Below are 20616 nucleotides of genomic sequence, written 5' to 3' on the forward strand. Positions count from 1 at the left end.
CGTGGCCCTGTTCCACCAGCCGCCCGCTCCCGCGCAGATCGACGCCGCCGAGGCGCACCGCCTGGCCGCCGCCGGCGAGGCACTGCTGCTCGACGTCCGCGAGCCCGCGGAGTACGCCGAGGTGCACGCCCCGGGTTCGGTCCTCGTCCCGCTCGGCAGCCTGGACAGCCCCGGCGCCCTCGACGGGCACCTCGTACCGGGCGCCGACGGACCGCTTGTGCTGGCGCTGTGCCGCTCCGGGAACCGTTCGCAGGTGGCCACCGACCTGCTGAACGCGCGCGGCGTACGGACGGTCAATGTGGTGGGCGGAATGCGCGCCTGGCTGCAGGCGGGGCTTCCGTCGCACCAGGGCGAGTGTTCCTGCGGCACCGCGATATGACCGCCGTCATCCTCGCTCTGATCGCCGGCGCGGTGGTCGGGCTGGCCCTCGGTGGACTCGGTGGCGGCGGCAGCATGCTGGCCGTCCCCGCGCTGATCTACCTGCTCGGCCTGACTCCCGGCACCGCGACCACCGCCAGCCTGCTGATCGTCGCCGTGACCTCCCTCACCGGACTGGTCGCGCACGCCAAGGCCGGACGCGTCCGCTGGCGCAGCGGCCTGCTGTTCGGTGCCGCCGGACTCCCGTTCGCGGCACTCGGCGGCGCCCTCTCCCGTCATCTGCCCGGCTCGGCGCTGACCGCCGCGTTTGCCCTGCTCGCCGCACTGGCCGCCTGGCGGATGCTGTCCGCCGGACGCGCGCCGCGCAGCCGCCGGGTCGCGGGGCACGCGTCGATCCCGGCCCAGACCCGGGCACCGGAACCGGCCCGGGCGCCGGAACCGGCCCGGGTGCTCGACGGCGGAGCGGGCGTGTCGCAGGCGACGGCCGACGGCGCGTCCGGGACGTTGCGCGTCGCGGACCCGCACACGGAAAACGCTTTCCCGTTGCCTTCCGAGCACGACGACCACACCGATCAGCCGGACACGTCCGCCACCTCACCCGTTCCCGCGTCCGCGCGGCGATCCGCGCTGGCGGGGGCGGGGCTGGGTGCGGCGACCGGCGTGCTGGGAGTCGGCGGCGGGTTCCTCGCCGTGCCCGCGCTGGTGTCGTTCCTGGCGTTCTCGATGGCCGACGCGATCGGCACCAGCCTGCTGGTGATCACGCTCAACTCGCTGTCCGCACTGCTGCCCCGCCTCGGCGGTGCCGCCGACATCCCGTGGGCCGTGGTCGGCCCGTTCGCGGCCGCTGCGATCCTCGGCGCGTGGGACGGCAAGCGGCTGGCGTCCAAGCTGTCCGGCCGCACCCTGCAGCGCATCTTCGCCGGCGCCCTGCTCGCGGTCGCCGCCCTGATGCTGGTGGACGCCGTGCTCTGACCGCCGGGCCCACAGCCCCGCGCCAGGCACCGCGCCACCTCCACCGCGCAGCCCCACCTGCGCTTTCGGTCCACTCCCCCGCCCGGCGGCAACCGCATGCCGGGTCACTCCTGCCCGAAAGGCCCCACTACCTATGACCACGCCCCTGACCGTCGACCAGCTCCAGCCCCGGCTTCAGCAGCTGACCGTCATCGACGTGCGGTCGCCCGGCGAGTTCGCCGGCGGCCACATTCCCGGCGCCCACAACGTGCCGCTGGACCAGCTGTCGCAGGCGCTGCCCGCCCTGCGCGCCGCCGCCGCCCGCGGCGAGCTGGCGATCACCTGCGCCTCGGGCGCCCGGGCCGTCAACGCGTGCGAGCAGCTGTCCGCCGCCGGGATCACGACGCTGCTGGTCTCCGGCGGGACCGCCGCCTGGGCGGCCGGCGGCCACCAGCTGAACAAGGTGCCGGGCGAGAAGGTCCGATGGGGCCTGGACCGCCAGGTCCGGATGGTGGCGGGCTCGCTGGTGCTGGCCGGCGTCGTGGTCGACCTGGCCGTACCAGGCGCGCGCTGGGTGTCGGCCGCGGTCGGTTTCGGTCTGGCGTTCTCGGCGGCCACCAACACCTGCGCGATGGGCTCGATGCTGAGCAAGCTGCCGTACAACCGTCCGCGCAACTCCGGTGCCGCGTTCGAGGCGACGCTCAGCGCCCTGCACGGCGGCAAGTGACGCCTGAAGCCACCTCCGTCGAAGCGCCCCGTGTCCGATCCGGACGCCAGGCCGAGCGGCGGTGAGTGAACTCGGCCCTCGGTGCCACCCGTTGTCTGAACGGGTGGCACCGAGGGCCTACGTGTGTCATCGGTCGTCGACGGCCGAACCCCAACTCACGGGCGGCGCCGGTCAATCAGCGTTCGGTGTCACTTTCCAACGGTCCGTGCCCGGCGGTCAGTGCCCGGTCGGGGTGCAGGACCCAGCGGGTGCGGTGGGCGCCGCGGGTGCCGCCGGTGTTGCGGGTGCTGCGGTGTCGTGGTGTCCGGCCAGCCAGAATCCGATCAGCAGGCCGACGATGCCAACGACCTTGTGGCGGTTGCGTTTCCACCACGAGGGCGAACCGGCGGCCATGAACCGTAGGTTGGTGAACTCCGGATGTGCAGTGGGCGGGGCGTCTCTGAACAGTCCCATCGCGGATGATCCTCCTCTCGCGTCGGGGAGTTCATGACCATACGCGCGCGCCGCACCGGCCGCAGTCCATTAATCCCGTTTCCGGGGTCCCCGCGCGCCCCTCGCGCCCCCTCCGACGCGCCACGCCCACCCACCTACCGGGCGAACCGGCGCGTCACCAGTGCGCAGGCCGGACCAGTCCGGGGCCGATGCTGGTGGTGGAGTCGCCCTTGGCGGCGGCCAGTTGGGACTGCGTCAGGAACAGCGCCCCGGTCAGGTCCGCGCCGCGCAGGTCGGCGTCGCGCAGGTCGGCCCCGATCAGGTCGGCACTGCGCAGGTCCGCACCGGACAGGTCGGCGGCGATCAGGTAGGCACCCCGCAGGTTCGCGCCACGCAGGTCGGCACCCTTGAGCCTGGCTCCGATCAGGTCCGCGCCGCGGTGGTTGCGCTTCTTGCCGGGCAGCGCGTTGCGAGTCAACTCGCTGGCCCGCAGCAGGAGTTCGCTGGTCTCGGCGCGGATCGCGGGGACGTCGGCGGCGATCAGGGCGGCGGCGTCCCGGCGGGTCAGCTCGTCAATGGCATCACTCGCGCGGCGCAGTTCGGCGTGCACCGGACGGGCCTTGGGGAGCTCCAGCGCCTCGGTCAAGTACCAGAGCAGTTCGTGGAGTTGCCGCATCACCGGGAAGGCGTCGAACATCTGTCGGGCGGTGTCCTGGTCTTCGCGCCAGCTGCGGCCTTCGAAGGTGTGCTGGGAGATCTTCTGGCCGGCGCCGAGGCAGTCGAAGACGGTGCAGCCCTGGTAGCCGCGGTCGCGCAGCTTGACGTGGATTCCGCAGCGGTAGTCGGCGTCGAGGTTGCGGCAGGGGGTGCCGGCGTTCTTGTTGGCCGCGAAGTCGGCGGACTTGGCGAAGGGCAGGGCGACGCAGCACAGCCCGAAGCAGGAGGAGCAGTCGGCGAGCAGGTCGAGGCGACGGCCGGTCTGGGTGGGGTGCTGCTGATCGGTCACGGTGCGGGGTCTCCTGCGAGGCGGGGCGGGGCGGGGCGGCGGGCTCGGATCGTTCCGTCCGGACACCATTCTCCCCGGTCGCGGGGGTGCACCCGCCCCCGGGGGCATCCGGGCCCCGGGGCGGCAGGTTCTCAGCGGCCCCGGGGCGTCCGCAGCTCGGGTCATCCGTCGTGGGACGTCCGCGCGTCGCCGTTGCCCGGGCGGCCGGGGGCGGCACAGTGGTGGCTGCCGTGTCCGGGCCGGACACGGTGCGGCCGGGGGCGACGACGGGAGGAGCAGCGTGGGCATCACCGGCGACTGGTACAGCGAACTGGGTTCGCACATGCGGTTGGTGGAGGGTCCGGAGGGTTCACTGACCGGCACCTACGTCTCGGCGACGGGCCTGGCGAGCGGAGCGTATCCGCTGGTGGGACGCCTGGTGGCACCGGCGCAGCCCGGGCACGGGACGGCAGTGGGCTGGGCGGTGGCGTGGCACAACGAGCTGGGCGACGCGGGTTCGGTGACGGCCTGGAGCGGCCAGTACCAGCGGAACGGGGCGGAGTGGATCTCGGCGGCCTGGCTGCTGACGCGTTCCGCGGAGGCTCCGGACGAGTGGGAGTCGACGGTGGTCGGGCACGATCTCTTCACCCGCCAGGAGCCCGACCCGGCCCGACTGGACGAGGTCCGCCGGCTTGCGCGCCCGCTGCCGCATCCGAAGCCCTGAGCACCGCCGCCCTGAGCGTCGTCGCCCTCAGCACTGCCGCCCTGAGCGCCGTCGCCCTGAGCGCGCCGTCGCCCTGAGCACCCCGCGCAGAACGCCCTCGTGCCCGCCCCTTCCCGCGTGGCGGGTCGGGGCAGGCACGAGGCGCGCGGCGAACTCTCGGCTACGGCATGGGCGTTCCAGTGGCGGTGATCTCTGCGGCGCTGGTCCACGGGCCTCGGTTGCCGGCTTCGCTCAGGGCTCGTAGACGTACGTAACGCCCGCTCTTCGCAGTGAAGTTGACGGGTTTCGCGGCCGAGGTGTCGGCGAACGTCCCGGCCGCGACGGGGGCGCCCCAACTGCTGGTGCTGTCGGAGACATAGATCTCGTAGTTGCCGATCCGGCCGTTGACGCCGCCGTCCTGGCGGGGCAGGTAGGTCAGGCTGTCGACGCTGTAGCGGGCGCCCAGGTCGATTTGGATCTCGTGCGGCAGCGGGGTGGCGGTGGTGGACCACTGGGTGTGCCAGAGGGTGCCGCTGTTGCCGTCGATGGCGTTGGTCGCGGCGCCGTTCTCCGCGGCGGTCTCCTGGCTGTCGGTGGAGACGACCTTCCAATTCGCCTGCGGGATGGGGCCGCTGGCGGTGACGGGGGTACCGGTGGGCAGCGTGAGGCCGGTCGCGGTGACGCTGAAGGCGCTGGTGACGGCGTGGTTGCCGGCCTTGATCCAGAGCGTGCCGGAACGGTCGGCGGCGTCGAAGTACCAACCGGTGCTTGCGGCGTCGTACGCGGCCTTGCTGCTCAGCCGGACCAGCGTGGACGCCCCCGCCGTGACGCCGTTCGGTGCGCTTGCCGCGTGCACGGTGAACTCGTAGTCGCGGGCGGCGAGTTGACCGGTGTAGCTGCCGTTCGCGGCGGCGACGGCCAGCGTGACGTCACCCGAACCCCCGCTGGGCGCAGTGACGTTGACCTGCTGGCGGGAGTAGGCGCCGCTCCGGTAGGCGCGGGTGGTGCCGTCGTCCTCGTAGAGGCTGAAGGAGGAGTTCCCGCGCGGGTAGATGTCGTAGGTCAGGGTGGAGGCGGGCTTCTCGCCCGTGTAGTTCATCTGCGGCCACATCGGCACGATGGCACCGGACTTGACGAACAGCGGCAGGGTGTCGAGCGGTGCGCTGTAGCCGTTGAGCCAGCCCGGGCCGGTGTAGGTCTTTCCGGTCCAGTAGTCGGCCCAGTTGCCTGCGGGCAGGTAGATTCCGTCGCGCACGGAGGTGTCGCTGACCACGGGGGCGACCAGGAACGAATCACCCGCCATGAACTGACCGCTCGTCAAATTCCCTCGCGCGACCGGATCTTCCGGGTATTCGAGCACCATGGCGCGGGTGGCGGGCACGCCGGTGTCGGTGGCGATCCGGCTCATGGTGTACATGTACGGCATCAGCCGCATCTTCAGCTGCAGGTACTTGCGGTTGATCGACAGGTACGGGTCGGCGAACCGCCAGGGCTGCTTGTCGTTGTAGCCGGTGGACGGGTTGCTCGCGCCCCAGCCGGACATGGTCATGAAGGCGGGGGTGAAGGCTTTCCACTGGAGGTCGCGGACGTAGGTCTTCGGGCTGCCGTCGTAGATGCCGTCGACGTCCCCGGAGGCGTAGTTGAGGCCGGACAGGCCCGCTCCCGCGATGGACGGGACGTGCCAGCGCATGGCGTCCCAGGTGCCGTGGGTGTCGCCGGTCCACACGACGGCGTTGCGCTGGGTGCCGGCCCAGCCGTCCACGGTCCAGACGAAGCGGCGGCCGTCGGAGTTGTTCTCGATGCCGGCCACGGCCTGGTTGACGCCGGTGAACGCGGTCTTGTAGCCGCCGCCGATCCATGCCACGTCGGTCTTGACGGCGCGCGAACCGGCCGTTCCCACTTCCCAGTTGATGTTGCTCAGGCCGGTGGAGGTCCACAGGCCGGCGTGGAAGCCGCGGTCGTTCAGGCCGGCGGTTGCCGCGGGCAGGTCGGTGTAGCCGCAGCCGTAGCCGTCATTGGGCAGGAACCAGCCGGAGGGCATGTCGGCGGCGCGGGCGTCGGTGGCGTAGCCGACCACGTCGGGCGTGGTCTGGTGGCGCAGCCGGTTGTGGTCGCCCGTGTAGGCGGGGTTGGAGGCGTTGAAGCAGTCGGCGTTGCCGAGTTCGAGTCCCCAGATGGGGGCGAGGAAGGGTTTGCCGGTGACGTCGGTGTAGGCGTTCAGCACGTCCTTCAGTGAGTTCCCGGCGAAGTACCAGGCATCGAACCGGCTTTCGTTGTGGGTGAGTTGGGCGGGTGTGCCGAAGTTGTAGCTGCCGGGGGCCCAGGTGTTGCGCATCACGCCGTAGCCGTTGGTGGACATGTAGAACGGGGCGGGGCTGGCGTTGCTGTTCTCGGTCCACTGGTTGGAGACGGCGACCGGAACGGTCTTGTCGCGCAACGCCCACTCCCCCAGGTGCAGGCCGGTGCCGTAGAACTGCTCGTCCGCGCCGCGGTTCAGGTACTGGGTGGCCTGGCTGGTGGTCCAACTGGTGGGCTGGGATTCGGCCCAGAGCAGTGTGGTGTTGTCGGCGCGGTAGAGCGCGAAGGTGAGCGGGGACTTGTTGATCCGCAGGGTGATCGCGCTGGTGTCGATGTGCCAGTAGGTTCCGGCGTCGGCGAGGGTGGCGCCGACGCTGCCGAAGGAGGTGGTGACGGCGAGGTCGCTGCCGGCCGGGTCGTCGGTGAACTTGCCGTTCGGCGAGAGCCAGATCCGGAAGATGTCGGCGCGGGCCAGCTGGATCCGGGCGGCGGCTTTGCCGGAGGTGGTGACGGTGAACGTGTCGCCTGAGCGGGTGACGCCGGTGGCGTTGCCGGCGGTGGTGGCGCGCGCGGCGGCGGCCGGGCCGACGACTGCGAACAGTGTCGCCAGCATCAGCAGCACGAGCGTGGCCGCTGTGTACCGACGGCTCGGGCTACCCGGCCTTGGCAGTGGGGTTCGCATGCTGGTTCCTCCTGTACGGGCGGGGGCGGAGGGTGGGAAGTGCGTCGCCGGGCCGAACCGGATGAGGGGGTGGGGGTGCGCCAAGTCGCTTGTGGGGCCGTTCGGTTGAGGGGTGGGGCCGATCCGGCGAGTTGAGCGGTACATATCGCAGCAGCAAGCCGACATGACGTCAAGTGTTCGTTCAAGCCGCGTTCTGCGCAGCTTCGCGCACAGTGCGCAGAGCATTTGCGCGAAACGCACGACGGGCCGGCAGCCGCGCCACCTGGGTGTGCGGAAATGGCGGCAGACGTTCGCCTGCGGGAAAGATCCCTTTGTCCGGGCGCACGCCCTGTTTGGCCACAACGTTGGCATGCGAGTCGCCATCGTCACCGAGTCCTTCCCGCCCGAGGTCAACGGCGTGGCCCACAGCGTGCTGCGGGCCGCCGAACACCTCGTCCGGCGGGGTCACCAGCCACTGGTGATCACGCCCGCGCCGGCCCGCGGCGCACACTGCCCGCCGCAGTCCTTCGGCCCGGACCGGGAACCGCTGCCGGTGGTGCGCATTCCGTCCGTTCCGCTGCCCCGCTACCCGCAGGTACGCATCGCGCTGCCCAGCCGCCGCCTGGCCGCCGCGCTGACCTCCCACCGACCGGACGTGGTGCACCTCGCCAGTCCGTTCGTGCTCGGTGCGCGGGCCGCCCGGATCACCGAGCGCCTCGACCTGCCGACGGTGGCCGTCTACCAGACCGACCTGGCCGGGTACGCGCAGGCGTACCGGATGGGACGGGGGCTGGGCTCGGCGCTCGCCTGGGCACGGATCCGATCCGTGCACCGGTCCGCCGCGCGCAATCTCGCCCCGTCCACCCCCGCCGCCCAGGACCTGACCGCGCACGGCGTGCGCAACGTCCGGATCTGGGCGCGCGGCGTCGACTCCGCGCGCTTTCACCCCGACCACCGGGACGAGGCCCTGCACCGCTCGCTCGCCCCCGGCGGCGAGGTGCTGGTCGGCTACGTCGGGCGGCTCGCCCCGGAGAAGCGGGTCGACCTGCTCGCCGAGGCCTCCCGGCTGCCCGGGGTGCGGGTCGTGGTGATCGGCGACGGACCGAGCGCCCCCGCATTGAAGGCCGCGATGCCCGGCGCGGTGTTCCTCGGCCGCCGCACCGGCGCCGAACTCGCCCGCTGCTTCGCCACCTTGGACGTGTTCGTGCACACCGGCCCGCTGGAGACCTTCTGCCAGACCATCCAGGAGGCGATGGCCAGTGGCGTCCCCGCGGTCGCACCGGCCGTCGGCGGCCCGCTCGACCTGGTCGGCCACCACCGCACCGGCCTGCTGGTCGCCCCGCGCGACCCCGGGGCCGTCGCCCGCGCCGTCGCCACCCTCGCCGCCGCCCCCGACGTCCGCACCCGCTACGGCGCGGCCGGCCGCACCGACGTCACCGACCGCACCTGGGAGGCCGTCGGCGACCAGCTCATCCAGCACTACGAGGACGTCCTCACCGAGCACCGCACCCGCCCTGCGGGCACACCTCCCCACACCAACGGGAAAACGCTTTCCAGCACGGCCGGGCCAACTGCCACCCCGAACGACGGGCCGTCGGTCCCCGTTCAGGCCCGCACCAACGGGAAAGCGCTTTCCCCGACCTCCGCCGACGCCGACGCCGACACACCGGCCACCGTCCCGCCGCCAGCGACACCTCCGCAGCCCTCCCCTTCCACCCCCGCCGACGTGCAGCCCGGCTCCGACCTCACCGCTCGCACGGCCGGTCAGTTGGTCGAGGAGCAGCCGGCGTGAACAGCGAACTGCGTATCGTCCGGGTGGCGAACTTCGTCACGCCGGTGTCCGGCGGCCTGCGTACGGCGCTCCGGCACCTCGGTGCGGGCTACCTGGCGGCGGGCCACCAGCCGGTGCTGGTCGTCCCGGGGCCGCGCCGCAGCGAGGAGTGGACCGAGCAGGGCCGGGTGATCACGCTGCCCGGGCCCCGGGTGCCGGGCAGCGGCGGCTACCGGGTGCTCCGGGACCGTCGTCACCTCGCGGCCGTCCTCGAGGAGTTGGCGCCGGACCGACTGGAGGTCTCGGACCGCACCACGCTGCGCTGGACGGGCGCCTGGGCCGGAGCGCACGGAGTGCGGTCGATGATGGTCTCGCACGAGAGCGCCACGGGCGTCCTCGGCACCTGGGGCCTGCCCCGGCCCGCGGCACGCGGCCTCGCGGACCGGCTCAACTCCCGCACCGCGCAGGCTTACGACACGGTGCTGTGCACGACGGCGTGGGCGGCCGAGGAGTTCGAGCGGATCGGCGCCGACAACCTCGCCCAGGCACCGCTGGGTGTCGACCTGACGACCATGCACCCCGCCCGCCACGACCCGGCGCTGCGGGCGCGACTGGCCGATCCGCACCAGGTGCTGCTGGTGATGTGTTCGCGGCTGTCGGGCGAGAAGCGTCCGGAACGGGCGCTTCAGGCACTGGCGGAGCTGCGCCGCCACCACCGCGTCCCGGCGGTGCTGGCCGTCGCCGGGACGGGCCCGCTGCGCCGCCGCCTGGAGCGGCAGGCCACCGAACTACGGCTGCCCGTGACGTTCCTCGGCCACCTGGCCGAACGCGCCGACGTGGCAGCCCTGTTGGCGACCGCCGACGCCGCGATCGCGCCGGGCCCGGTGGAGACCTTCGGCCTGGCCGCACTCGAGACGCTGGCCTGCGGCACCCCCGTCGCGGTGAGCCGTTCCTCCGCACTGCCCCGGGTGGTCGGCCGGGCCGGCCTCGCGGCCGCCGACACCGGCCCCGGATTCGCCGACGCCATAAGGAAGTTGCTGGACCGCCCCGAGGCCGAACGCCGGGCCGCCGCCCGCGCCCGGGCCGAACGGTTCAGCTGGGACGCCGCCGTCACCGCCTTCCTCGCCGCCCACCACGCCACCGTCCCCACACCCGCCGCCCACCACGCCACCGTCCCCACACCCGCCGCCCACCACCTCGCACCGTAGTGCGCAGACCCCAACTGCCCACTCCCCCACCGCATTCCACACCCACCCAACCCCACTGGAGGGACGTGATGACGGTTCGGTTCGCTGCGCTCGGCGACTCCCTCACCGAGGGCGTCGGCGACCCCGTCCCCGGCGGCTGGCGAGGCTGGGCGGCACTGCTCGCGCCCAGCCTCTCGCCAGGCCCCGTGGACTTCCGCAACCTCGCCAACAGCGGCGCCCTCAGCCGCGACCTGCTGGTCTCCCAACTACCCACCGCACTCGCCCTGCGCCCGCAGTACGCGGCAGTGCTGGTGGGCGGCAACGACACCCTGCGAGCCTCCTTCGACCTCGATCTGACGGCCCGTCAATTCGGCGCTGCTCTATCCTCGTTGGCGTCATCCGGCACCGTCCCGCTCACCGCCTGCTTGCCCGACCCGGGCCGACTGCTGGGACTTCCCGCACCGCTCGCCCGCCCACTGGCGCGCCGGATGCGCGGCGTCAACGCGGTGATCCACGCACTGTCCGAGCACCACCACGCGGTGCACCTGCACCTCGCGGACCTGCCCTGGACGGAACGGCGCAGCCTGCTGAGCGTGGACCGGCTCCACCCCAGCGCCGCCGGGCACCAGTTGATCGCCCGCGGCTTCCACACCCTGCTCGCCGAATCCGGCCATCCGGTCGGCCCGCCGCCCGCCGAGCTGCCGACCCCCGCCTCCGTCCCCGGCGCCGACCTGTGGTGGATGGCCACCCGTGGCACCCGTTGGCTGGCGGCCCGCTCCACCGACCTGCTCCCCGGCCTGCTCGCCCTCGCCGCGATCGAGGCCCGCCATCTCCTCCGCGGCTCGTCCCGTCGCCTCGACCACGCGGAGGCCCGAACCACCGCCGCCATCATCGCCCGCCTCACCACACCCGGCCCCCAGCCGGCCCCGCGCACCGCGAAGACCTCAACGCCCCGCTAGCGCAACGCACTTGCCGGGGCCACCGGCGCGCCACGCCCCCGGAGCGGGCACCCCGGTCACCGCGCGACCGGCAAGGTTGGTCGTTCAGTCCCGCTGGTCGCGCTCCGTGCCTCGTTCGACACCTTTCGAACTCGCGAGTGAGGCGCGGATCTTGTCCAGCCAGCGTTGACAGAACTCAGGCGTGATCGGTTCGAAGAGTTCTGGGGTCGATGCCTCGAAGAGGAACTGCGCCACGAAGTCCTCATGACCGTCCTCGAGGTCCAGGCCATCGTGGAGGTGCACCACCTGGGCCCACGTGGTGAGCTCGGCCGATGCCACAAGGCCGTCGGCGGCCTTGGCCAGGGCGGCCTCAAGGGCGGCGCGATCCACGACGGCGCGATCCACGACGGCGTGGGCCGATTGACCTGCGCGGCGTGCATTTCGCACCAGGTCGTCGAGTTCACCACGCCAGTTGACGAGGTCTTCGAGAACTGGGCTTTCCTCGGCGTTCATGCCGCTCATCCTGCCAGCGGGCGGCCCCCTCCCGAGCGCTGTCCGGTCGAGACGTTCGGCGGCGGCAAACAGTCGAATCCCCTCCCTGGAACGGGTTAAGTGCCGCCCTTCGGCCCCGGCGCGGTCTCGGTGGCCCGGTTACGGTGCAGTGCTCAATCCGGCAACCCGGACCACTCGGAGGCACACATGGTCACCCGAAACACCGCATGGCCTGCTGGAACGCCCTGTTGGGTCGATCTGTCCGCGGACGACCTCGACAAGGCCGTCACGTTCTACAGCAGTCTGCTCGGCTGGCAGGTCCAGCGCGGCGGCAAGGACGTCGGCGGCTACAGCCTGGCCCTGAAGAACGGCGCGAACATCGCCGGCATCGGCCCGAAGATGAAGCCCGAGATGCCCACGGCCTGGACCACCTACCTGGCCACCGACAACGTCGACGACACCGTCGCGAAGATCACCGCGGCCGGAGGGAAGGTCCTGTCGCCCGCGATGGACGTGATGACCCTCGGCAGGATGGCGATCGCGGCGGACCCCGGCGGCGCGGTGTTCGGCGTGTGGCAGTCCGGCGACCACACCGGTTTCGGCGTCGCCAACGAGGACGGCACGGTCGCCTGGAACGAGAACATGAGCCGCGACTACGAGGGCAACCGCAGGTTCTACCGCGAGGTGTTCGGCTACAAGTACGGCGAGGTGTCCGACGGTTCGATGAAGTACTCCACCCTCGACCTGCCGCACGGCACGGTCGGCGGGATCGGCGAACTGCCGGCGGACACTCCGCGCGAAGTGCCGGCGCACTGGATGGTCGTCTTCGCCGTGCAGAACGTCGACTCGACCGCGGCCAAGGTGCCCGGCCTGGGCGGTCGCGTCACTCAAGCCCCGTTCGACACGCCGTACGGCCGGATGTCCGTGGCGTCCGACGACCAGGGCGCGACGTTCACCCTCGTCCAGCCCCTGCCGACGGACTGATCCGCGCTCTGCCGAAGCCCAACTGACCGGCTCTTGCGGCGAACCGCCCCGTAAGCGCCGGTCAGTTGGGCTTCGGCAGGCGGATCACGGCCGAGCCGCGCGCGAGGTCGATCCGGCTGCGGTTCGGCGGGGCGCCGTCCTCGTCCTCGTCGCGAAGCATCAGCGCGGACTGGCGTTCCTTCAGCTCGTTCTGCTTGCCCGCCGAGAACTGGGCGTGCAGTTGCTCGAATCCGGTCGCCGAGACCTGCCCCTGCCGGCTGCCGGGCCGCCACGGCAGGAGACCGGCGCGACCGGCCCGCAGCAGCACCTGGTCGACCACCGCGAGCGCGGTGAGCAGCAGCACCAGGCCCGGCAGCGTCATGAAGACGATGAACCCCATTCGGTCAGTATCACCGCCCGGCCGCCCTCCGCACAGGGCCTCGCGGCACAGGGCCTCGCGCATCCCCCGCGAACAGCCACCGCATCCCGGCCAACACCCCTCGTACCCCAGCCACCCGGCCGCGCCGCACCGGCCGACTCGCGGATTCGCGTCGTAGCATCGCCCTCGGAGCACCGTGCACCGTTCGCACCCACCCCGCCGGAGGCAGTGAGCATGGACGTCGGTTTCGTCGGTCTGGGTGCGATGGGTCGGGCGATGGCCCGTCGGTTGCTGGATGCGGGGCACTCGGTGCGGGTGTGGAACCGGTCGGCGGAGCCGGTGGCTGAGCTGGTCGCGGACGGGGCGTCGGCGGCGGGGACGCTCGCGGAGGCGTTCGGCGCCGAGGTGGCGATCTCGATGCTGGCGGACGACAAGGTGGTCGAACGCCTGTTGCTGAACGAGGAGTTGCTGTCCGCCGCGCGGGCCGCCGTGCACGTCAACATGGCGACCGTCTCTCCGGGGCTGGCACGCCGGGCCGCCGAGTTGCACGCGCAGCACGGGCTGGGTTACATCGCGGCTCCGGTGCTGGGCCGGGCGGAGGCCGCGGCGGTCGGGAACCTGAACATCCTGGCGTCGGGTCCGGCGGCCGAACTCGACTGGGTGGCACCGCTGTTCGACGCGATGGGCCGGCGCACCTGGCATCTCGGCGAGGACCCGGCGGCCGCGAACGTGGCGAAGATCAGCGCCAACTTCCTTCTGGTGTCAGCGATCGAGGCGTTCTCGGAGGCCGCCGTACTCGCCGAGGCGAACGGCCTCGCACCGTCGGCGCTGCTCGACGTCCTCACCAACTCCCTTTTCCCGGGCCCGGTTTACGCCGGCTACGGCGCGATGATCACCGAGCGGTCCTTCGACCCGGCCGGGTTCCGCCTCACACTCGGGCTGAAGGACGTCAACCTCGCCCTGGACACCGCCGCCGGCGCCAACGCGCCCCTCCCTCTCGCCTCCCTGCTGCGCGACTCGCTGCTGCAGGCCGTCGCCCACGGCCACGGCGAGAGCGACCTCGCCGCGATCTCCACCACCTCCCGCACCCGGGCCGCCATCTGAGGCCCACGGCCACCGGAACCACTCCAGAACCAGGACCACAGCCACCCACAGCCCACCTCGAACGTAGCCCACCCCCTCTTTTCGTCGTATTGACGACAACCGGCACGCCCGCTTATCGTCATAGAGACGAAAAGAGAGGACGCCGCGACTCCCATGGCCGACATCACCCGCCGCTTCGGCTTCCGCCACCTGCGCTCCGCACCGACCAGCCACATCCGCCACCTCCGGGGCGGACAGCTCACCCACGAAGGCGCCGGACTCGCCTTCTGGTTCCGGCCGCTCACCGCCGCCATATCCGAAGTACCGGTCGACGACCGCGAGTTGGCGATGATGTTCCACGCCCGCACGGCCGACTTCCAGGATCTCGCGGTGCAGGCCACCGTCACCTACCGGATCAGCGATCCGACGGTCGCCGCCGCCCGCCTGGACTTCGGCATCGACCCCGACACCGGCAGCTGGCGCGCCGAGCCGCTCGCCCAGCTCGCCACCCTGCTCACCGAGACCTCGCAGCAGCACGCCCTCCAGCTGATCGCCCGAACTCCCCTTGCGGCCACTCTGGTTGACGGTGTGACGGCAGTCCGCGAGCGGATCGCCGAAGGCCTGGGCACCGAGCCCCGGCTGGGCGAAATCGGGCTGACGGTGCTCGCGGTGCGCGTCACCGCCGTCCGGCCCGAGGCCGAGCTGGAGCGGGCGCTGCGCACCCCGGCCCGGGAGCAGGTCCAGCAGGAGGCGGACCGGGCGACCTACGAGCGTCGCGCGGTCGCGGTCGAGCGGGAACGCGCCATCGCCGAGAACGAACTCGCCAGCCAGATCGAACTGGCGCGCCGCGAAGAGGAGTTGGTGGCGCAGCAGGGCGCGAACGCGCGCCGCGAGGCGGAGCAGAAGGCGGCGGCGGACGCGGTGCGCACCGACTCCGAGGCCGCCCGGCGCACCCGGCTGGCAGTGGCGGAGGCCGAGGCGGCCGGCACGCTGGCCACTCAACAGGCCGAGGCGGTACGGGCGTTGGGCGAGGCGAAGGCGGCCGCCGAGGCGGCGTGGCTGACGGCGCACCAGCAGGTCGGACCGGAGATCCTGCAGGCGCTGGCCCTGATCCGGCTGGCCGAGCACCTGCCGCGGATCGACAGTGTCACCCTCACCCCGGACGTGCTGACCGGCCTGCTCACCCGGCTCTCCACCCCGACGCCCGCCACGACGCCCCACACCCCGACGGGTCCGGCCGGCGACACGGATCGACCGGTCCGATGAGCCTCGCTCCGCGCGTGGTGCTGGTCCACCGGCGCACCGAGTACCAGGAGTTGATCGCCCATCACGGGACGCACGGCCAGGCGGAGTTCTTCCTCGCCGGCCGCGGGCGCTCGCTCGCCGAGGCGGAGCAGCGGCACGACCTGGCCCGGAGTGCGCTGGCCGAGGTGTCGGCGGCGGTGCCGCTGGACTGGCGGCAGACCCGGGTGGAGCGGGCGGACCTGGACCGGTTCCTGTTCGGGCCCGAGGACCTGGTGGTGGTGGTCGGCCAGGACGGCCTGGTCGCCAACACCGCCAAGTACCTGTCGGGGCAGCCGGTGATCGGCATCGACGCGGAGCCGGGCCGCAACCCGGGCGTCCTGGTGCGACACCGTCCGGGGCAGGCCGGGCCGCTGCTGCGGGCGGCCGTCGGGCCGGGCGCGGAGCGGCGCTTGGAGTTGCGCACCATGGTGGAGGCGGTGGCGGACGACACCCAGCGGCTGCTGGCGCTGAACGAGATCTACCTCGGGCAGCCCGGCCACCAGACCGCCCGCTACCGGCTCTCCGCACCGGGTGGCGACGCTGAGTCGCAGGCATCCTCGGGCGTGCTCGTCGGCACCGGCACGGGCGCGACGGGGTGGTGCCGCTCGGCGTGGCTGGAGCGGTCCAGCCGGCTGCCGCTGCCCGCGCCGACGGTGCCGCAGCTGTCCTGGTTCGTCCGGGAGGCGTGGCCGTCCCCGGTCACCGGCACCTCGCGCGTCGAGGGCCTGCTGACCTCGGAGCAGCGGCTGGCCCTCACCGTGGAGTCCGAGCGGCTGGTGGCGTTCGGTGACGGCATCGAGTCCGACGCCCTGCACCTCACCTGGGGCCAGACCGTCCGCGTCGGCCCGGCCGCGCAACGCCTCCACCTGCTCGCCTGAGCCCGCCCCGCGTCCCCCGACCGCACGTCGCCGCAGGCCGGACGGGCAGCGGGCCCCGCCGTCCGGGAGCGACCGGCGGCGGGGCCCTGCCTAGGATGGAACGAACGACGGCAAGGAGGTCCGGCCATGGCTCGACGATTCGCTCTCACCTTCCCCGGGGAGACCGGAGGCCACGCCGAACAGGACGTGGTGGTGGTCGAGGCGACCGGCACCCGAGGCCCCGGCGGGCACCCGGTGTACACGGACCCTTCCGGCATCGTGCAGGCCGAGATCAGCGACGCCGGCGAGGTCCGGATGATGGCCACCGGCGGCCACCAGGCCCCGCGAACGCCGATGCACGCCGAACCACTGCCCTGAGCCTCGGCCTCCCCGCCGCCGACACCAACGGGAAAGCGCTTGCCGGACACCTTCCGGTAAGCGCTTTCCCGTTCGTTCCGGTCAACCGACCTCTCCGTTCCGGTCAACCGGCCCTTCCGTTCCGGTCGACCGGCTCTCAGCCGCTCACCAACGCGAGTGCACCTGCGCCCGCAGGCGGCGGTCGTACAGGTCCTGAACGGCGTCCAGGGTCTGCGGCGACAGCGGCGGCAGAGCGGCCGTCTCAGCGTTGGCCCGGGCCTGCTCGGGGCTGCGGGCGCCGGGGATGACGCTGGTGACGCCGGGCTGCTGGACGATCCAGCGCAGCGCGGTCTGCGCGGAGGTGGCGCCGGGCGGGGCGAGGCGGGCGAACTCGTCGGCGGCCTCCACCCCGGTCGCGAAGTCGACGCCGGAGAAGGTCTCGCCCTGGTCGAACGCGGAACCGTCCCGGTTGTAGGTGCGATGGTCGTCCGCACCGAACAGGGTGTCCTTGGTGTACTTCCCGGACAGCAGGCCGGACGCCAGCGGGACGCGGGCGATGATGCCGACGCCGGCCTTCTCGGCGGCGGGCAGCACCTCGTCCAACGGCTTCAGCCGGAACGGGTTGAGGATGATCTGCACGCTGGCGACGCCGGGCCGGGCGATCGCGGTGAGCGCCTCCGCGCAGGTCTCCACGCTGACGCCGTACGCGGCGGTGCGGCCCTCCTCGACCAGGGTGTCGAGCGCGTCGAACACCTCGTCGCTGGAGTACACCGCCGTGGGCGGGCAGTGCAGTTGCACCAGGTCGAGTCGGTCCACGCCCAGGTTGCGACGCGAACGATCGGTCCACTCACGGAAGTTGGCGAGGGTGTAGTTCTCCGGCACTTGCGGCAGCCGGCGGCCGAGCTTGGTGGCGACCAGCAGGCCGTCGTCCTGGCGGGACTTCAGGAAGCGACCGACCAACTGCTCGCTGCGGCCGTCCCCGTAGACATCGGCGGTGTCGAAGAACGTCACCCCGGCGTCGGCGGCGGCGTCCAGCACCGCCAGCGCGTCGTCCTCCAGCACCACGCCCCAGTCGGCGCCCAGCTGCCACGTCCCGAGACCCACCACCGACACCGGACGCCCGGTCCGGCCAAGTACACGCTGTTCCATGCGCCGAGCCTGCCACAATGCCCGACGCGGCCCAACCCCCGACACTCCCCGGACGGCACCGGCCCCACCGGCCGTGCAGACCCGAAGGCCGCCCCGGCGCCCAACGGCACCGGGACGGCCCGGCTCGATCAGCGGTGCGTACCCGCCAAGGGCCGACGCCCGCTCAGACGTTGACGCCGTAGTCCAGCGCGATGCCCCGAAGGCCGGAGGCGTAGCCCTGGCCGATGGCGCGGAACTTCCACTCGGCGCCGTAGCGGTAGAGCTCACCGAAGACCATCGCGGTCTCGGTGGACGCGTCCTCGCTCAGGTCGTAGCGCGCGACCTCGGCACCGTCGGCGTCGTTGACGACCCGGATGAAGGCGTTGCGGACCTGGCCGAAGCTCTGGCGGCGCTGCTCGGCGTCGTAGATCGACACCGGGAAGACGACCTTCGCGACCTGCGGCGGAACGGCCGTCAGGTCGACCCGGATCTGCTCGTCGTCGCCGTCGCCGCCACCGGTGAGGTTGTCGCCGCTGTGCTCGACCGAACCCTCCGGGCTGCGCAGGTTGTTGTAGAAGACGAAGTGCTGGTCGCTGAGGACCCGTCCGGCCTCGCTGCACAGCAGCGCGCTGGCGTCGAGGTCGAAGTCCGCGCCGGTGGTGGCCCGGACGTCCCAACCGAGGCCGACGATGACGGAGGTGAGCCCCGGGGCCTCCTTCGTCAGCGAGACGTTTCCGCCCTTGGCGAGCGAGACTCCCATGTTGCCCTCCTGTGGTATCCCCGTACCGGGCCCGGTAGTTCGGCCCGGCGGCCGGCAGCCGCCGCGTGATGCGGGCGCAGGCCCCGAAGTTGAATCTACAGCACTGTAGAACAGGACGGAATCCACCTTCGCACCAGCAGCGTCCCAAAAGTCACCGCGCGGCACCGGATCTGACGGCACCACACCGAGCGGCACCGGCCTGATCGTCGGATCGGTTCTCGCGAGGTCCGACCACGGCGTCCCCCCGCAGGTCACCCGCCGCGCGCCGCCCAGGTCACCCGCCGCGCCGCGCCGGGGCCGCCTACCGGCGTCGGCCGTCGCCCCGGGCATACCCTTTCCGAGGAGGTGCCCCAGATGAGTGATGACACGACGATCCCCGGTATCGATCCGAAGGTGCCGCCCAGCGGCGACGGCTGCGTGGAGTGTCTGGCCGGCGACGGCCAGGGCTGGTGGTTCCACCTGCGCAGGTGCGCGGCGTGCGGACACATCGGGTGCTGCGACTCCTCACCGTCCCAGCACGCCACCGCACACGCCCGGTCGGCCGGCCACCCGTTCCTGACCAGTTTCGAACCGGGCGAGGACTGGTTCTGGAACACCGAGACCGAACAGTTCTACGAGGGCCCGCCGCTCGCCGGCCCGTCCGCGCACCCGGTCACCCAGCCCACCCCGGGCCCGGCCGGCCGCGTCCCGATCGACTGGCAGCAGCGCCTGCGCTGACTCCCGCCCACCACAACCGACCGTACCCGCGCCACCATCCGTGCCGGGTACGGTCGGTTTGTGGTGCGACGCGGGCCGGCGCGGCCACCCGCACGGACCGGCAGCGGCGGCGACGGCGACAGCGACGGCGAAGGGGCGGGAACGTGGACGCGCAGCAGTGGGAGACGGTGCGGCGGCTGGCGGCGTGGCTGGCCGAGGGAAGTACTCAACCCCCGGAGATGCAACGGGTGTTGCAGTGTCTGAAGATCAGCGAGGAGGCCGGCGAGGTGGCCGAGGCGGTGATCGGCGCACTCGGCCAGAACCCGCGCAAGGGCTTCTCGCACACCTGGGACGACGTGGCGGGCGAACTGTGCGACGTGGTGATCACCGCGATGGTCGCGCTGACCCGGGTGCATCCGGACCCGGCCGCCGCGTTCGACGCGCACCTGGCGAAGGTCGCTGCCCGCGCGCTGCCGACGCCGGAGTCCGACGCCGCCCCGAACTGAGGCGGTACGCCCCGTCAGCGGTGCCCGACGGCGAACAGCAGGAGCACGAATCCGGCGAACACGTGGGTGCCCACGATGTAGATCAGCGCACGGATCAGCATCTGCTTGCGCCGCGCCTTCTCCTCACGCACGGCGGAGCTGGTCACGTCGGTCCTCCTGTCGTCCTGTCCCGTCCCGGTTCTGCCGTTCCGGCCTTTGCAGGGTACGCCGTACGGGGCCCGTGGCGGAGATCACGGGCCACTTAGGGCCACCTACGGTGGCGTAGGTCACTTCACACAGTGAACTATCTCCTCCATGGCCGACTACCAGGAGACCCTCGACCTCAGTTCCTACGCCGCACTCGGTGACAGCTTCACCGAGGGCCTGAACGACCCCGGCCCCGACGGGAAGTTCGCCGGCTGGGCCGACCGGCTGGCCGGAATGCTGGCCGAGCGGCGCCCGGAGTCCGATCTCCGGTACGCCAACCTGGCCGTGCGCGGCCGCCTGCTGGACCAGATCGTCACCGAGCAGGTCCCGAAGGTTCGCGAACTCCAGCCCGATCTGGTGACGTTGTGCGCCGGCGGCAATGACATCCTGCGTCCGGGCAGCGACCCGGACCTGATCGCCGAGCACTTCGAGTCGGCCGTGCTGGAACTGCGCGAGCACGCCGGGAAGGTGCTGATCTGCACCGGCTTCGACACCCGCAACGTGCCGGTGCTGCGCCACCTGCGCGGCAAGGTCGCAACCTACAACTCGCACCTGTGGGCGATCGCCGACCGCAACGGTCTCGCCGTCGCGGACCTGTGGTCGCTGCGGGCGGTGCACGACCGCCGGGCCTGGTCGGACGACCGGCTGCACCTGTCGCCGGAGGGCCACCAGCGGGTGGCGCTGCTGGCGGCGCGCGCCCTCGGCCTGACCGAGGTCGGCGACCCGGAGGCCGCCTGGCCGCCGGCGCCGGTCGCCACCCCGGCCGAGCAGCGCCGGGAGAACCTCCAGTGGGCCCGCACCTACCTGCTGCCGTGGGTGGGCCGCCGCCTGCGCGGCGAGTCGTCCGGCGACCACATCGAGGCGAAGCGCCCGGAGCTGCTCCCGCTCTGACCC

The 20616-nt window shown here is 72.4% G+C and carries 23 protein-coding genes; 15 read left to right on the top strand and 8 right to left on the bottom strand.

Features of this window, described 5'->3' with window-relative positions:
* Position 1: 1 nt before the first annotated feature.
* The 3 genes from ACGFWJ_RS00185 to ACGFWJ_RS00195 all read left to right on the top strand — a co-directional run bounded on the left by ACGFWJ_RS00185 (position 2) and on the right by ACGFWJ_RS00195 (position 2056).
* Positions 2-379, top strand: a complete 378-nt coding sequence (locus tag ACGFWJ_RS00185; protein ID WP_392943689.1) for a rhodanese-like domain-containing protein — start codon at positions 2-4, stop codon at positions 377-379.
* Positions 376-1350 (top strand): sulfite exporter TauE/SafE family protein, encoded by a 975-nt coding sequence (locus ACGFWJ_RS00190; RefSeq protein WP_392943691.1) that lies wholly within the window; start codon positions 376-378, stop codon positions 1348-1350. Before ACGFWJ_RS00185 ends, ACGFWJ_RS00190 begins: the two co-directional genes overlap by 4 nt.
* 133 nt (positions 1351-1483) lie before the next feature.
* The gene (locus ACGFWJ_RS00195; RefSeq protein WP_387633684.1) at positions 1484-2056 is read left to right on the top strand and encodes a rhodanese-like domain-containing protein; all 573 of its coding nucleotides are present in this window, start codon (positions 1484-1486) and stop codon (positions 2054-2056) included.
* Between the two features lie 216 nt (positions 2057-2272).
* On the opposite strand, the gene ACGFWJ_RS00200 is transcribed toward ACGFWJ_RS00195, so the two are convergent.
* Complete coding sequence (locus ACGFWJ_RS00200; RefSeq protein ID WP_387864479.1) at positions 2273-2509, bottom strand: hypothetical protein; 237 nt, start codon at positions 2507-2509, stop codon at positions 2273-2275.
* A gap of 154 nt (positions 2510-2663) precedes the next feature.
* Entirely contained in the window at positions 2664-3494 is an 831-nt protein-coding gene (locus ACGFWJ_RS00205) for a pentapeptide repeat-containing protein (protein ID WP_392943693.1), read from the bottom strand.
* Positions 3495-3774: 280 nt separating this feature from the next.
* Here ACGFWJ_RS00205 and ACGFWJ_RS00210 point away from each other — a divergent pair, with 280 nt between their 5' ends.
* The gene (locus ACGFWJ_RS00210) at positions 3775-4197 is read left to right on the top strand and encodes an avidin/streptavidin family protein (protein ID WP_387633688.1); all 423 of its coding nucleotides are present in this window, start codon (positions 3775-3777) and stop codon (positions 4195-4197) included.
* A gap of 160 nt (positions 4198-4357) precedes the next feature.
* Here the strand turns inward: ACGFWJ_RS00210 and ACGFWJ_RS00215 are convergent, their stop codons facing one another.
* Positions 4358-7087, bottom strand: coding sequence for a TIM-barrel domain-containing protein (locus ACGFWJ_RS00215; protein ID WP_392943695.1), 2730 nt, complete (start codon positions 7085-7087; stop codon positions 4358-4360).
* Positions 7088-7505: 418 nt separating this feature from the next.
* On the opposite strand from ACGFWJ_RS00215, the gene ACGFWJ_RS00220 reads away from it, so the two are divergent.
* From ACGFWJ_RS00220 to ACGFWJ_RS00230, 3 genes are all read left to right on the top strand, one after another.
* Entirely contained in the window at positions 7506-8927 is a 1422-nt protein-coding gene (locus tag ACGFWJ_RS00220; protein ID WP_392943697.1) for a glycosyltransferase family 4 protein, read from the top strand.
* Positions 8924-10114: a glycosyltransferase gene (locus ACGFWJ_RS00225; protein WP_392943699.1), complete on the top strand. Its 1191-nt coding sequence runs from the start codon at positions 8924-8926 to the stop codon at positions 10112-10114. The genes ACGFWJ_RS00220 and ACGFWJ_RS00225 overlap by 4 nt, the downstream gene beginning before the upstream one ends.
* A 68-nt stretch (positions 10115-10182) precedes the next feature.
* Positions 10183-11052 (top strand): SGNH/GDSL hydrolase family protein, encoded by an 870-nt coding sequence (locus ACGFWJ_RS00230; protein ID WP_392943701.1) that lies wholly within the window; start codon positions 10183-10185, stop codon positions 11050-11052.
* An 84-nt stretch (positions 11053-11136) separates the two neighbouring features.
* Here the strand turns inward: ACGFWJ_RS00230 and ACGFWJ_RS00235 are convergent, their stop codons facing one another.
* The gene (locus ACGFWJ_RS00235) at positions 11137-11544 is read right to left on the bottom strand and encodes a hypothetical protein (RefSeq protein ID WP_392943703.1); all 408 of its coding nucleotides are present in this window, start codon (positions 11542-11544) and stop codon (positions 11137-11139) included.
* A 186-nt stretch (positions 11545-11730) separates the two neighbouring features.
* Between ACGFWJ_RS00235 and ACGFWJ_RS00240 the strand changes: the two genes are divergently transcribed.
* Entirely contained in the window at positions 11731-12507 is a 777-nt protein-coding gene (locus tag ACGFWJ_RS00240) for a VOC family protein (RefSeq protein WP_392943705.1), read from the top strand.
* A 61-nt stretch (positions 12508-12568) separates the two neighbouring features.
* On the opposite strand, the gene ACGFWJ_RS00245 is transcribed toward ACGFWJ_RS00240, so the two are convergent.
* Positions 12569-12886: a DUF6191 domain-containing protein gene (locus ACGFWJ_RS00245; RefSeq protein ID WP_392943706.1), complete on the bottom strand. Its 318-nt coding sequence runs from the start codon at positions 12884-12886 to the stop codon at positions 12569-12571.
* A 213-nt stretch (positions 12887-13099) separates the two neighbouring features.
* Between ACGFWJ_RS00245 and ACGFWJ_RS00250 the strand changes: the two genes are divergently transcribed.
* The 4 genes from ACGFWJ_RS00250 (at position 13100) to ACGFWJ_RS00265 (ending at position 16467) form a co-directional block, all read left to right on the top strand.
* Positions 13100-13969, top strand: coding sequence for an NAD(P)-dependent oxidoreductase (locus ACGFWJ_RS00250; protein WP_392943707.1), 870 nt, complete (start codon positions 13100-13102; stop codon positions 13967-13969).
* Positions 13970-14122: 153 nt separating this feature from the next.
* Positions 14123-15214: an SPFH domain-containing protein gene (locus ACGFWJ_RS00255; RefSeq protein WP_392943708.1), complete on the top strand. Its 1092-nt coding sequence runs from the start codon at positions 14123-14125 to the stop codon at positions 15212-15214.
* Complete coding sequence (locus ACGFWJ_RS00260; protein ID WP_387864503.1) at positions 15211-16110, top strand: hypothetical protein; 900 nt, start codon at positions 15211-15213, stop codon at positions 16108-16110. The genes ACGFWJ_RS00255 and ACGFWJ_RS00260 overlap by 4 nt, the downstream gene beginning before the upstream one ends.
* A 126-nt stretch (positions 16111-16236) precedes the next feature.
* Positions 16237-16467: a DUF6296 family protein gene (locus ACGFWJ_RS00265; RefSeq protein WP_387633707.1), complete on the top strand. Its 231-nt coding sequence runs from the start codon at positions 16237-16239 to the stop codon at positions 16465-16467.
* A gap of 144 nt (positions 16468-16611) precedes the next feature.
* Here the strand turns inward: ACGFWJ_RS00265 and ACGFWJ_RS00270 are convergent, their stop codons facing one another.
* Entirely contained in the window at positions 16612-17595 is a 984-nt protein-coding gene (locus tag ACGFWJ_RS00270) for an aldo/keto reductase (RefSeq protein WP_392943709.1), read from the bottom strand.
* A 163-nt stretch (positions 17596-17758) separates the two neighbouring features.
* On the bottom strand, positions 17759-18334 hold the full coding sequence (locus ACGFWJ_RS00275; RefSeq protein WP_392943710.1) for a TerD family protein: 576 nt from the start codon (positions 18332-18334) through the stop codon (positions 17759-17761).
* A 354-nt stretch (positions 18335-18688) separates the two neighbouring features.
* Between ACGFWJ_RS00275 and ACGFWJ_RS00280 the strand changes: the two genes are divergently transcribed.
* Positions 18689-19051 carry a UBP-type zinc finger domain-containing protein gene (locus tag ACGFWJ_RS00280; protein ID WP_392943712.1) on the top strand — a complete coding sequence of 121 codons (363 nt, stop codon included), beginning with the start codon at positions 18689-18691 and terminating at the stop codon, positions 19049-19051.
* A 143-nt stretch (positions 19052-19194) separates the two neighbouring features.
* Positions 19195-19536 (top strand): MazG-like family protein, encoded by a 342-nt coding sequence (locus ACGFWJ_RS00285; RefSeq protein WP_392943714.1) that lies wholly within the window; start codon positions 19195-19197, stop codon positions 19534-19536.
* A gap of 14 nt (positions 19537-19550) precedes the next feature.
* Here the strand turns inward: ACGFWJ_RS00285 and ACGFWJ_RS00290 are convergent, their stop codons facing one another.
* Positions 19551-19682 carry a DUF6126 family protein gene (locus tag ACGFWJ_RS00290; protein WP_387633717.1) on the bottom strand — a complete coding sequence of 44 codons (132 nt, stop codon included), beginning with the start codon at positions 19680-19682 and terminating at the stop codon, positions 19551-19553.
* A gap of 148 nt (positions 19683-19830) precedes the next feature.
* Between ACGFWJ_RS00290 and ACGFWJ_RS00295 the strand changes: the two genes are divergently transcribed.
* The gene (locus tag ACGFWJ_RS00295) at positions 19831-20613 is read left to right on the top strand and encodes an SGNH/GDSL hydrolase family protein (RefSeq protein WP_392943716.1); all 783 of its coding nucleotides are present in this window, start codon (positions 19831-19833) and stop codon (positions 20611-20613) included.
* Positions 20614-20616: the final 3 nt, after the last annotated feature.

It is taken from the genome of Kitasatospora sp. NPDC048407 (genome assembly GCF_043200475.1).
In the GTDB taxonomy this organism is placed as follows: Bacteria; Actinomycetota; Actinomycetes; order Streptomycetales; family Streptomycetaceae; genus Kitasatospora.